General features: G+C 67.8%; 7 protein-coding genes. All 7 read left to right on the forward strand.

Annotated elements, in window-relative coordinates:
* The first annotated feature begins 6 nt into the window (after positions 1-6).
* The 7 genes from WMF44_RS22370 to WMF44_RS22400 all read left to right on the forward strand — a co-directional run bounded on the left by WMF44_RS22370 (position 7) and on the right by WMF44_RS22400 (position 13,276).
* Positions 7-7,317 carry a SpvB/TcaC N-terminal domain-containing protein gene (locus tag WMF44_RS22370; RefSeq protein ID WP_437301134.1) on the forward strand — a complete coding sequence of 2,437 codons (7,311 nt, stop codon included), beginning with the start codon at positions 7-9 and terminating at the stop codon, positions 7,315-7,317.
* Between the two features lie 74 nt (positions 7,318-7,391).
* Positions 7,392-7,682: a hypothetical protein gene (locus WMF44_RS22375; protein WP_437301135.1), complete on the forward strand. Its 291-nt coding sequence runs from the start codon at positions 7,392-7,394 to the stop codon at positions 7,680-7,682.
* Between the two features lie 1,768 nt (positions 7,683-9,450).
* Complete coding sequence (locus WMF44_RS22380; RefSeq protein WP_437301136.1) at positions 9,451-11,016, forward strand: YifB family Mg chelatase-like AAA ATPase; 1,566 nt, start codon at positions 9,451-9,453, stop codon at positions 11,014-11,016.
* Positions 11,017-11,151: 135 nt separating this feature from the next.
* Positions 11,152-11,853: a hypothetical protein gene (locus tag WMF44_RS22385; protein ID WP_437301137.1), complete on the forward strand. Its 702-nt coding sequence runs from the start codon at positions 11,152-11,154 to the stop codon at positions 11,851-11,853.
* Positions 11,854-11,933: 80 nt separating this feature from the next.
* On the forward strand, positions 11,934-12,422 hold the full coding sequence (locus tag WMF44_RS22390) for a DUF6884 domain-containing protein (RefSeq protein WP_437301138.1): 489 nt from the start codon (positions 11,934-11,936) through the stop codon (positions 12,420-12,422).
* 32 nt (positions 12,423-12,454) lie between these two features.
* Positions 12,455-12,901 carry a hypothetical protein gene (locus tag WMF44_RS22395; protein ID WP_437301139.1) on the forward strand — a complete coding sequence of 149 codons (447 nt, stop codon included), beginning with the start codon at positions 12,455-12,457 and terminating at the stop codon, positions 12,899-12,901.
* A 57-nt stretch (positions 12,902-12,958) separates the two neighbouring features.
* Positions 12,959-13,276, forward strand: coding sequence for a hypothetical protein (locus WMF44_RS22400; RefSeq protein ID WP_437301140.1), 318 nt, complete (start codon positions 12,959-12,961; stop codon positions 13,274-13,276).
* Positions 13,277-13,367: the final 91 nt, after the last annotated feature.

The raw sequence follows: 13,367 nt of genomic DNA on the forward strand, positions 1-13,367 counted from the left end.
GGCACCATGAGCCATCGATCTTCGACGAACGATCCTCAGGCCCAGCGCGATGCTTTCCCAGCGCCCGCACGATGGGGAACGACCGGGACCAACGAGCGCGGGCTCACACGAACGACCGGGGCCCACGAGGGCGGCATCAGACCGATCGCTTCGCCCACGCCCACCCTGCCGAAAGGAGGCGGCGCCATCCGTGGCATCGGCGAGACGTTCTCCGTCGGCGCCGCCATAGGCACCGGAACGCTGACGGTGCCGATCGCCACGAGCCCCGGCCGATCCGGGTTTCACCCTGAGCTCTCGCTCGTGTACGACTCGGGCGCCGGGAGCGGCCCCTTTGGCATCGGGTGGCGGCTGTCCGTGCCCCAAATCACGCGCAAGACCGAGAAAGGGCTGCCGCGCTACGATGATGCGCAGGAGTCGGACGTGTTCGTGCTCTCCGGCGCCGAGGATTTGGTTCCCATGCTGGGCGACGACGGAAAGCGTCACCGCGATGAGGACGGCGAGGAGTTCGTCTACGGCTATCGGCCGCGCATCGAGGGAGAGTTCGCGCGCATCGAGCGGCGCCAGCACCGGACGAGCGGCGCGGTGTACTGGAAGGTGACGACCCGCGACAACGTCACCAGCATCTATGGGCGATCGGAGGGCGCGCGGATCGCCAATCCGAAGGCGCCGCGGCGCATCTTCTCCTGGCTTCTGGAGGAGACGCGCGACGACCGGGGCAACGTGATCACGTACGAGTACAAGCCCGAAGATCTCGCCGGCGTGACGCGCGGCGGGCCCCACGAGGCGCACCGGCACGCCGGGGCCTCGGCGATCGTGAACCGCTATCTGAAGCGGATCCGGTACGGCAACACGACGCCGGGAGACCCGTCGTCGATGCTCTTCGACGTGGTCTTCGATTACGGCGAGCACGACGCCGAGGCGCCGGCGATCGAGGGGCCGGGCACCTGGCCGTGCCGGGCCGACGCGTTCTCCACCTACCGCGCCGGCTTCGAGATCCGCACCTACCGGCTCTGCCGGCGCGTGCTGATGTTCCACACGATGGAGGAGCTCGGTCCAAGCCCTTGCCTGGTGAAGGCCACCGAGCTCACCTATGCGGACAGCCCGGTCCTCACCCGGCTCACGTCGGTGACGCACACCGGGTATGTCCGCGATCCGGAGACGCTCGTTTATGCCAAGGAATCGTATCCGCCGATCGAGCTCGGCTACTCGCTCCCCGAGATCCAGACGACGGTCAAAGAGCTCGACAAGACGAGCGCGGCGGATCTCGCCGGCGCGCTTCAAGGAACGCATGCCTGGGTGGACCTCGACGGCGAAGCGCTTCCCGGCCTGCTCGCGCGCCAGGGCGAGGCGCTGTTCTACAAGCGCAACCTCGGCGGCGGGGAGTTCGGGCCGGCGCTCGCCTTGCCGACGAGGCCTTCGCTGAGCAGCGGTGGGCTAGAGGTGCTGGATCTCGACGGCGATGGCTACAAGGAGATGGTCTTCTTCGAGCGGCCCGTGGCGGGCTACTTCGACCGGACCCGAGAGGGCTCCTGGACGCCTTTCGTGCCGTTTGCCGCCCAGCCGGTGATCGACTGGTCGGACCCGAACCTCCAGCTCGTCGACCTGAACGGCGACGGACACGAGGACATCCTCCTCGCGCGCGGCGACGTGATGGTGTGGTATCCGTCGCTCGCGAAAGGAGGGTTCGACAAGCCCATCACGATGCCGGCGCCGCGCGACGGAGAACATGGTCCCGCGCTCGTCTTCGCCGACGGCACCCAGACCCTGTTCCTCGCCGACATGAGCGGCGACGGGCTCACCGATCTGGTCCGCATCCGCAACGGCAGCGTCTGCTACTGGCCCAACCTGGGGTATGGCCGGTTCGGGGCGAAGGTGGAGATGGCCCGAGCGCCCTGGTTCGATGAGCCGGACCAGTTCGACCCGCGCCGGATCCGGCTCGCCGACCTCGACGGGTCGGCCACCACCGACATCCTCTACATTCACCGCGAGGGGGCGCGCATCTACGAGAACCAGGCGGGCAACGGGCTCGGCGCCCCGGTTCTCCTCCCGCGGCTGCCCGACCAGAGCTCGCTGTCCAGCGTCGCCGCGCTCGATCTGCTCGGCACCGGGACAGGGTGCCTCGTGTGGTCGAGCCCGCTGCCCGGCGCCGTCGCGGCGCCGCTCCGGTACATCGATCTGCTCGGCGGCAAGAAGCCGTATCTCTTGGCTTTGGTGAAGAACAACCTGGGGCTCGAGACGCGGCTCGCGTATGCGCCTTCGACGAAGTTCTACCTGGCCGATCGGGCGGCCGGCCACCCCTGGGTCACGAGGCTCCCGTTCGTGGTCCACGTCGTCGAGCGTGTCGAGGTGTTCGACGCGGTCTCGCGGCACCGCTTCGTCACGACGTACGCGTACCATCACGGCGACTACGACGGCGTGGAGCGGGAGATGCGTGGCTTCGGCATGGTCGAGCAGCTCGACACCGAGTCCTTTTCGGCCTTCAGCGGTGCCGGCGTCACGCCGCCGCCGGCCAACGCCGATCCCGAGCTGCACCTACCGCCCGTGCGCACGAAGACATGGTTCCATACCGGCGCCTGGTTCGAACGGGGCGCGATCTCCGGGCAGTACGAGAGCGAGTATTACGCTGGCGATGGGGCCGCGATCCGCCTGGACGATACGCACCTTCCGGACGGCCTGAATGCCGGCGAGATGCGCGAGGCGTGCCGGGCGCTCAAGGGGCGCGTCCTCCGCCAGGAGGTCTATACCCTCGACGGCTCGATGAAGGAGCCGCATCCGTACCTCGTGACAGAGCAGAGCTATTCGATCCAGCGCCTCCAGCCCGCCGTGGGCAATGCGCACGGCGTGTTCTTCCCCCACGCGCGCGAGACGCTGGAGTACCATTACGAGCGCGACGCGAGCGACCCGCGCATCACGCACACGCTCACGCTGGAGGTCGACGAGCACGGCGCCGTCAAGCGGGTCGCGCAGATCGGGGTTCGTCGCCGGGTGGCGCGGACAGCGTTCCCCGAGCAGGCGGAGGGAAAGGCAATACTGACGGAGCACAAGGTGGCGCACCTGATCCCGAGCGGGGACGGCGCCTACCGCATCGGTGTCCCCCTGGAGAGCGCGACGTACGAGCTGCACGGGCTGCCGCTCGACGAGGAGGGCGTGCTCCCCTTCGGCACGGTGCTGCACGCAGCCGACGCCGCGGCGGTGCTCGCGTACGACGCCGCGCCGGACGGCTCCTCTCAGAAGCGCCTCCTGCAGCAGGCGCGCACGACGTACTGGCGCGACGACCTCACCGGACCCCTGCCGTTCGGTCAGGTCGAGGGCAGGGCGCTGGTCTATGAGCGCTTTGCCAAGGCGCTCACCGCCTCTCTCGTCACATCGGTGTTCGGGGACCGCGTGACGGACGCCATCCTCGCCGAGGGCGGGTACGTCAAGCTCGACGGCGACCCGGACTATTGGGTGTCCTCGGGGCGCGCGGTGCCCTCGGCAGCCCAGTTCTACTTGCCGACGGTGTTCGTCGATCCGTTCGGCAACACGTCGCACGTGGTCTATGACGCACATTGCCTGCTCGTGACCCAGGCGACGGATCCGCTGAGCAATGTCGTGGTCGCTGTTCCTGACTACCGCATCCTCGCCCCCGCGCGGCTGACCGACGCCAACGACAACGAGAGCGAGGTACGGTTCGACGCGCTGGGCAGGGTCACGGCGATGGCAGTGATGGGCAAGCCGGGAGCCGGCGAGGGCGACACGCTCGACGATCCGACAGCGACGTTCGCGTACGATCTGGAGCGCTTTCGCCGCACCGGCAAGCCGAACGTGGTGCACGCCCGCGCCCGCGAGCAGCACGGCGCGGGCAACCCGCGCTGGCTCGACACGTACAGCTACTCCGACGGCTCGGGCAACGAGGTGCTGCGCAAGGTGCGGGCAGAGCCGGGGCTCGCGCCCGCGCGCGACTCGAGCGGCGCGCTCGTGCACGACGCCGAAGGCAAGCTGGTCTTCGCGCACGCGACATCGCGCTGGGCAGGCACTGGGCGCGTGGTGCTCGACAACAAGGGCAATCCCGTCAAGCAGTACGAGCCGTTCTTCAGTGCAACCCACGAGTACGAAGATGAAGCGGAGCTCGTCGAGTGGGGGGTCACGCCGATCCTGCGGTACGATCCGCTCGGCCGGCTCATCCGGACCGATCTGCCCAATGGCACGTTCTCCAGGGTCACCTTCGACGCCTGGAACCAGACGTCGGAGGATCCCAACGATACCGTGCTGGAGAGCACGTGGTACGCCGTGCGCCAGGCGCTGCCGCCGGGCGACCCCGAGCGCCGTGCGGCAGACCTCGCCTCCGCGCACACGGGCACCCCGGCCGTCAGCCACCTCGACGCGCTCGGGCGCGCGTTCCGCACCGTCGCGAACAACGGCCCAGAGGGCCAGTACGTCACCCAGACCACCCTCGACATCGAGGGACATCCGCTCCTGGTTACCGACGCGCGCGGCAAGCCGGCCGTGCGTCACCGCTTCGGCGTTGGTGGGCAGCTACTCTACCAGAAGAGCCAGGACAGCGGCGAGCGTTGGATGCTGGCGGACGCGACCGGCCAGCGCCTCCGCGGCTGGAACGGCCGGGGGTTCAGCTACCGATGGTCCTATGACGTGCTACGCCGGATAACCCTCGAGCACGTGCAACCCCTCTCAGCGAGCGAGCGCCTCGCGCGGCGGTACGTCTACGGCGAAGCCCATCCGCAGGCGACCGCCCTGAACCTGCGCCGGCAGGCGCACCAGGTGTATGATGGCGCGGGTGTGGTGACGAGCCAGGCGTACGACTTCAAGGGCAATCTGCTGCAGGCGTCGCGCCGGCTGCGCAGCGATGTGCACGGTGACGCCGACTGGTCGGTGCTGTCGGCGCTCACGGATGTGGCCGCCATCGCCGCCGCCGCCGAGCCGCTGCTCGAGGCCGAGAGCTTCGGAACGCAGACGGCGTATGACGCGCTGAACCGCCCGACGAGCCTGACCGCCCCGGATGGCCTGACCGCCTCGGATGCGAGCGAGATCAAGCCCACGTACAACGAGGCGAGCCTGCTCGAGCGCATCCAGGTGCGCGTCCGGGGGGCGGCGGCATGGACGACCTTCGTTGACAACATCGACTACGACGCGAAGGGCCAGCGGGAGCGGATCGACTACGGCAACGGCACGTCCACGGCGTACACGTACGATCCGCTGACCTTCCGGCTCGCGCGCCTCCGGACGACGCGCAGCTCGGATGGCGCCGTTCTCCAGAACCTCACGTACACGTACGACCCCGTCGGGAACATCGTCGAGATCAACGATAGCGCTCAGCAGACGGTGTTCTTCAACAACGCCGTGGTGTCGCCGAACGCGCAGTACATCTACGACGCGGTCTATCGCCTGATCGAGGCGACGGGACGAGAGCACGCGGGTGGGCTCGCCGACGTGCAGCGCGACCAGAACGACCTGCCGATACAGGCGCTGCCCCACGCGAACGACGCACAGGCCCTCAGGAACTACACCGAGCAGTACTTTTACGACGCCGTCGGCAACATCCAGCGGATGGAGCATCTGGCCGGCGCGGGAACCTGGATCCGGCGGTATTCCTATGAGATGACGAGCAACCGGCTCAAGAGCACCTTCGGGGCTCCTGAAGACGAGCCGTCCAGCCCGATGTATGTCCATGATGCCCACGGCAACATGACGGCCATGCCGCACATCGCAGCGCTCACGTGGGATGAGAACGACCAGCTGCGAAGCACCGATCTCGACGGCGGCGGAGTCGTGTATTACACCTACGACGCCGCCGGGCAGCGCGTGCGCAAGGTCTGGGAGCATAGCGGGCTGGTGGAGGAGCGCATCTACATCGGCGGCTACGAGGTCTACCGCAAGCGCAACGCGACCGGGCTCATGCTCGAGCGACAGACGCTGCACGTGGTGGATGGCGCGCGACGGGTGGCGATGGTGGAGACCAAGACGGTCGATCCCTCGGGGCCGTTCACGGTGACGCCGCGGGTGCGCTACCAGCTCGACAACCACCTCGGGTCGGCCTCGCTGGAGGTGGACGGGGCAGGGCTCGTGATCGGCTACGAGGAGTACCATCCCTTCGGGACGACGGCGTACTGGTCGACCAGCAGCGCGGCGGAGGTGAGCCAAAGGCGGTATCGTTATACGGGCAAGGAGAAGGACGAGGAGACGGGGCTGTACTACTACGGGGCGCGCTACTATGCGCCGTGGCTGGGAAGGTGGACGGCGGCGGATCCGGCGGGGCTGGTGGACGGCCCTAACCTGTACGAATACGTGCGGGGGAATCCGGTTCGGCTGAGGGATCCGAGCGGGAAGCAGGGAGACGAACCGAACTACGGGCTTGAGGCGCTACAGCGGATCAACGAGGTGAACGCAGCCCAGCTTGGGGTGCCATCTGCAACGCCGGAAGAGCAGAAGGCGCAGAGAAAGCAGGCAGCCGAGGCAGCGAAGACCAGAGAGGAAGCTGCCCGGGAAGCGGCCCAGATCGCTCGTGCTACTCCCGCGACGAAGCAGGAGCGCTGGGAGGCCGCCAAGACGGGCATGAAGCACGATGTGATCGAGAGCGCTGGGCACGCCGCGCTTGGCTCGGTGGCACTGCTGGGTGGACCACTGACGTTCGTGGGTTCGTTCTTCGTTGACCTGAGTGGGCTGCATGGAGAAGCGCCGTCTGCTAGCGCAGAGGGACTACGCAAGTTCCAGCTAAAGGATAACTACGAGACTGGGCGGGGGATCTCGCAGACCGTTCAGGCTGGAGCCGCTTTCGTCCCGTGGGGCGAGATCGCTGCGGGGGCGCGAATGGCAGCGGGGAAGCTGCCCGGGTGGTACGGCGCGGGTGCAAACGGCGGCGGCAAGCTGTTCACGTTCTCGGAGCGGTTTGCCGCCGAAACAGCCGCTGAGGCTGGAGCCGGCACAAGCGGAGCAGGCGCAAGGGTAAGAGTCCGTGAAGCGATCGAAGCGGAGCTCGGCGAGTCGCTGGCAGGATACGAGTACTTCCTGCACGGAACGACAGCAGAGGCCGCGCAGAGCTTCGAGTTACTGCCTGGGAAGCAGCTTTTCACCGCACCTGATCCGGCAGTTGCTCGACTCTTTGGTGAGCGAACCGTGGCCAAGGCCGGTGGAGGTGAGGTTGGCGGCGTTGCGATAGTGCTGCCTCGTGAGTCGGCCAACCAGCTTCGTTCGCTCGGGCAATTGAGGGTGCGGCCCATCAGCGACATGCCCCAACACATGGAATGGATTTTCACGCCGGGGGCACGGGAGACGATTCTCAGATCGGGGACGATTGTACCTCTTCCACCTGGAGCCTTCTAATGTCGGATCGTGAGCGCCATATACGTCAGGTTCGTATCGATATTCCATTGCGGACCACCTGTGCATACCTCTTCGTGGATCCCGAACAGAAGGAATGGGATCCGTGGTGGAGCTCGCTCTACGAGTATCTACTGAAAATTACGCCGAATGACCCGGATTGGAAGTACGAGCCCGTGCAGAACGTCTTCGTTGCGCGGCCAATGCTGACCGACGAGCAGAGGGCGGATCTCGTTCGTTTTCTCCGAAGTGCTCCCGCACGGGAGATTGAGCACCATCGGACACTCCGACGTGCGGTCGAGTTAAACTCGGAGAAAGAGAGGAGGCTTGAACTGATGTATTTCTCTGCTGACAATAATAAAATATAAATTGAACTCAGGTTGCTGCGTCCCCCCATTGTTCGCCCGAGGGCACCAGAAGGTGATGGATACCTCTCTGGCGCTCGCACCAGTGGCCCACGCCAAATAGACAATTCGCACCACGAAAATGTGCCACGTGAAGGCGCTAGTCCCGGCCCTGGGGCTGGGGAGCCGATGTGCGCCTTCGACAGCCCGGCATTGTTGGTGTTGAGCCTCGCCATCGAGAGATGTCCATACGCCAGTTTAAGCGGGCCGAAGATAAGGATGGTGACGCCCGGAGCGGATAATGGAGAGGTTCCCAGCGGCGGTGTTCCAGAAGCTGAAGCATTTGGCACACCGCGTCCCCCGGATCGACCCCTCGGATCTCCCGGGAAATCAGCGCATCGAGCAGCCGGTTTCGAGCGAAACGTCTGGGACGCCTCCGTCATGGCTCGAAGCGCCCGATGGAGGACCGAGGACGACACGCCGAGCTTCTCGGCCGTCTCCCGGAGGGAGAGGCCCTGGGCACGAAGCTCGATGGCCTGGTCGAGATCCGCGATCGCTCGGGAACGGCCGACGTGCTTGCCCTGCCGGCGGGCACGCTCCTGGCCAGCTCGACACCGGGAAGCGACCTGCCATCGCTCGTCCTGGGCCACCCAGGAGAAGATGGCGATGCTCAGTTCATCGGCTCTCCGCGGCCCCTGGGGCGAGCAGCGGCCCGCAGAGCGGGCACGCGATGCCAAGACGGGGGCGGCCAGCCGCCCGTTGTCGGTGCCGGAGAAAGTTACCGCCCACCCACCTTGACCCCCGCGGCCTTGGCTCTCTCCACTTGGCGAGCCGCTTCTCGTGCCGCTCGATTGACTCAACGATCCTCGCCTTGCGTTCGCGCTCCGTACGCCACCGCCTTGGCTCCGGCAAACCGAGCCACTTAGCGAGCCGCTCCAACGAGGCGACGTCCGCACGGAAGAGACTTTCGCGGCTCGGACGGATTACGATGGTGACAGGATAGATCCGCGGCGCTCGCCGCGCCGGCACTTTGCTCGCCGTGCGTCCTGCATCAGCTGCACACCGTGCGCGCTCTCGGCCCTCCGGGCCGAGGCAACCACGCGGCTCGCCTCGTGAGCCAGCAGGAAGGGTGGCCGATCCCCTGCCCTCGTAGCTCGCTCTGGGCCACCTCGCGTTCTGGCCATGGGACGGGCGCGACCGTCGCATCTTTCGCCACCATGAGGCAATGAGCCGCGACACGCAGTGATAAGAGTTGTGAAGGAGAGCCCCTCCACGGGGGCATTGAACCCATGAACAACACCAAGTTTTTCATCAAGGCGCTGCGCATCACGGCCGCGATTCTGACGATGATCGCGCAGGTGATCCTCGCCTGCATGAGCTGAACCCGGTCGCTTCGCGGGCTGATCCATGAGCCCGCGTCTGCCCTTGATCCATCCCCGCTCTTGTCTCACCGCGCCCGCTTGGGCGCACAGGAGTCCTCATGTCCAACGTTTCCACTTTCGGCCCTCAGAGCCCTGGTACCGCCGTCCCGAACATCATCCGCGTGCTCACAGCGGGCGCGACGAAGAAGGGCGGCGCCACGGCCGTCGCCGGCCTGCGTGGGGCGGTTAGCTCGGAGGCCATCTGGCCGTCGTCGTAGCGGAGCGCGTTGCCGGGCTCCTCCTCGGAGAGACCGCCGCAGAGGCGCTCAAGTGCACGCGGAGCCCTCACCCGTAAACCACAACCAGAGCAGCAGCCCCAGGCGGCGTGCGGGACCTTCCGTGCGCCGCTTTGGCTTTTTCGGAGTCGTGACATGAAGCAATCCAAGAACATGCTGCGCGCCGACGCAGTTTCGGTGTCCCTGATCGGTCTGGAGGCGCATCTCGTTCGCGTTGGGGCCACGATCACGCGGGCGCCGGACGCTTTCGAGATCGTCGGCCTCAGCGAAGCGCGCCAGAAGGAGACTTGCATCCGGGTGTTCGCCGCCCTGCAGCAGCTCAACGTGGATCTCCACCGTCACGGGGTCTCCGTCCGTGTCGCACCAGAGGAAGCCGCGAGGAGCGGAATGTACGACGTGCCGATGGCCCTCACCGTCCTCGCCGCCCTGGGGCAGATCTCCACTGCGTCGTTGAAGGACACGGTGGTCCTCGGCGAGCTCTCGTTCGGCGGCGCGATCCGGCCCGTGCGCGGCGTGCTCCCGAGCCTGCGCGGGGCCATCGCCCACGGCATCACCCGGGCCATCGTTCCCAAGGCGAACGCCCGGGAGGCCGCGAGCGTGCCCGGGATCCGCGTGCTCGTGACGGACCAACTGGTCGAGCTGGTGCGCCACATGCGTGAAGGTGCCCCGCTGGAGAGCGCGGGGGAGTCACCGCCCTTCCCGATCGTGCCCCCGGTGGCAGCGCCCGATCTGGCCGACCTCCGTGGGATGCATGCCGCGCGGCGGGCGCTGGAGATCGCCGCGGCGGGCGGACATCACCTCCTGCTCATGGGCCCGCCCGGGTCCGGAAAGACGATGCTCGCACGGCGAATGCCGGGGATCTTGCCATCCCTCTCGTTCGACGAGGCGCTCGAGGTCACCTCGGTCTACTCCGTGGCCGGGCTGCTCATGCCGGACGTTGGGTTCGTGGGCACACGTCCCTTCCGCGCGCCCCATCACACCGTGAGCGGGGCTGGCCTCGTGGGTGGCGGTGAGCCGGTGCGGCCCGGCGAGGTGTCCCTGGCCCACCATGGGGTGCTCTTTCTCGATGAGCTGCTCGAGTTCCGGAGCAGCGTCTTGGAAACCCTGCGGCAGCCCCTGGCCGAGGGCTGCATCACCCTCGTCCGGGGGCGCACGCGCACGACCTTCCCGGCGCAGGCGCTCATCGTTGCCGCCATCAACGCGTGCCCCTGCGGGTTGACGGGGTACTACGCGCGGCGCTGCGTCTGCTCCCCGGAGCGGCTGCGCGCCTACCGCGCCAGGCTGAGCGACCTGCTCTTCGAGCGCTTTGATGTTCAGGTGGCGCTCCCACTAGTCGATGTAGCCGCGCTCCAGAGCAGGGCGACGGACGAGCCGTCTTGCGAGGTGCAAAAGCGCGTCATGGCGGCCCGCGCTGCACAGGAGGAGCGAGCACGGACCGGCGCGACAGCGCCGGCCAACGCCCAGCTCTCCCCCCAGCAGATCGAGCAAGTCGCGACGCCGGACGCGGCTGGGGCGCGTGTCCTCGCCCAAGCTGTGGAGCGGCTGGGCTTCTCCGCGGCGGCCTACAGCCGCGTGCTCCGGGTCGCGCGCACCATCGCGGACCTCGACGGGTGCGACGGCGTGCGCGCCCCGCACATCGCCGAGGCCGTGCATGCAGTGCTGCTCACGCCTCGCGGAACCGAGGCGACGCCCCCGGCGTGATGTGCCGAGCACGTCGGCGTCCGGAGGGGAACGGGCCGCTGCGGCAGCGCAGATCGCCTCGGATTGCTGAGAAGCAAGAACACGAGAGCGGCGTGCAGGCACTCCTGCGCGCCGTTTTCTTCATTGGAGGGTTGAATGCTGAGACTCGCGAGGAAGAAGACCGTACCCCCGCCGGTCCTGGATCGTGTCCGCCGTCGCCTCACCCGGAGGCTCCTTCGGGCGTGCACGGCCGCGGATCCGCAGTGGGGCTACTACCACCAGTTCGCGATCGCGATGATGAAGTCCTACCAGGACCTGCTCGCTGACCTCGGCCTCGTTGGCTACTGGGTGGTGCCGCTCGCCGAGACCGATGACTGGTTCGACGCCCTGAGGCTCGGCTGCCTAGACGGGCGCGTGCTCGACATCCCGGCCCCCTTCGAGGAGATCGGCCCGCCGCCCTTCCCTCTGCTCCACGAGGTCGTGGACTGCTTCCTGTTGATCGCGCAGGCCGCTTCGCAGAAGTCCCAGATCGTGGGCCCGGGCCATCGACAACGCGGGCGCCGAGGCGATCGCGAAGATGGTCGGCCTGCGCCTGCGCGAGCAGAAGCAACGGGGCCGGCGCTCTTCGTCGAGGAGGTCGCGATGAAGGCGCTGCGCGTCATCCGCATCGAGACGGTGCCGGGCGGCGCGGTGCACCTCATCACGGCAGCGGGTGAACGCGTCATCGTCCGACGCCGGGAGGACGAAGGCTACAGCTCCGTCCGCGTCGTCAGGACAACGGAAGAAGAAGTCGCGGATCGGCATCTGCTCACCGTCGAGGCTCTCCCGCCGCGCGGAGCGGGGCCGGCGCTCTTCTGAAGCAGCAACCTGGTGCGCCTGGGGGCTTCCCTCGGGCGCGCTTCCACACGCGCCGCTCCGCGGCGCGATGGGAGAGGTCCATGTTCACGGAGAGGAAGCCGGGCGCCCCGCGGGTCGCGCTCGTGGGCTGCTCGGCCTCGAAATTGCAGCACTCGGCGCCTGCGCGCGAGCTCTACACGTCGGCGCTCTTCCGGGCCGCGTACGACTACGCCGAGAGGACCTGCGACGCGGTGCTCATCGTGTCCGCGTTCTACGGCGCAGTCGCACCGAAGGCCGTGATCCGCCCATATGATCGAAGCCTGCACCTGTACAGCAAGCGCGAGCGCGAGGACTGGGGCGTGCGCACGGTCGGGCAGCTCCTGCCGTCGTTCAAGCTGCCGCCTCAGCTCGTGGTCCTCGCCGGTACGCTGTACGCTGGCGCGCTCGCGCACGGAGCGCACTGGCACAACCTGCCACGGCCGGAGGAGCCCCTGCGCGGCATCGCCGGCTGCGGCCCGCGGGTGAAGTGGCTCAGGGCGAACACCCCGGCCAATCGAACCGACGAGCGGGCCTCGGGAGGTGCGCGATGACGCCGAGAGCCCGTGCGAAAAAGCTCGCCACCTTGGCAGAGCGGGCGCGGCAGCTCGCCGAAAGCACGAACAAGTCCGAGGCGCTCCGATGCACCGGGCCGATCTCGTGCATCAAGAAGGAGCAGGCGCGGAAGGTCCGGAAGAACCTGCGCCCGCTCTGGGCCTACGACACCGATCGGCTCTGCCAGGGTTGCCGGGCGCACTGGTACATCACCATGGCGTCGGTCGAGCTCGACTCGCTCGAGGGCGCTGCGGCAGGGCGAGCGCGTCCTGCCCGCCCGCGGGGAGCGCGATGCTCGAGGGAACCCGGGTCATCGAGTTCGGCACGTCGACGACGCCGTGAGGTCCGCCCGCGAGCCGACGGGAGGATCTGGCAGAAGGACGAGGACGGGCGCGTCGTCTGGTTCAACCCGCGCGTGAGCATGTCCGTGATCCTGGTCCACGTCCTCTGCAAGGGCCGCGGGTTCGTCGGGTCGTGACGTGAGTCCATCGAGCGCCGCCATCGGTGGCTGGCGCTCCGCTAATCCGCGCTCCTGGTGGGCTCGAGGAACCTCGGGCCCGCCGGCTGGCGCGACAACGAGGACGACGAGAGGCACGCGATGAAGAAGCCGTCGAAGCAGACGACCGGCGTCGCGAGGCGCGCACTGCCCGTGGCCGGCACCGCCGAGGCGCCGCAGTCGAGCGGGCTCCCCATGAACAGTCAGGCGTCGGATGACTGGGCGCTGCCCGCGACCCGCGGCATCCAGGCGCGGCACGAGTACTACGTCGTGCTGGTGAGGCTGCGCGAGCTGCCCCACCTCTTGGCGCCCAGCGACGTGAAGGCGCGGCCGAGCTTCGGGCGCAGCGGGCGCTGAACAAGGCGCGGGTACTGAAGATCGCGGAGTACATCCTCGGTAACCCGACCGACTACACCTTCTGCCCCTGGTCGGCGCCGTCGATGGGCTG

This window comes from Sorangium sp. So ce426, from assembly GCF_051475585.1.
GTDB classification, from domain to species: domain Bacteria; phylum Myxococcota_A; class Polyangia; order Polyangiales; family Polyangiaceae; genus Sorangium; species Sorangium cellulosum_B.

Coding starts and splice junctions, on each gene's coding strand:
- WMF44_RS22370 (WP_437301134.1), top strand. CDS start 7: ATGAGCCATCGATCTTCGACGAACGATCCTCAGGCCCAGCGCGATGCT.
- WMF44_RS22380 (WP_437301136.1), top strand. CDS start 9,451: ATGAAGCAATCCAAGAACATGCTGCGCGCCGACGCAGTTTCGGTGTCC.
- WMF44_RS22385 (WP_437301137.1), top strand. CDS start 11,152: ATGCTGAGACTCGCGAGGAAGAAGACCGTACCCCCGCCGGTCCTGGAT.
- WMF44_RS22390 (WP_437301138.1), top strand. CDS start 11,934: ATGTTCACGGAGAGGAAGCCGGGCGCCCCGCGGGTCGCGCTCGTGGGC.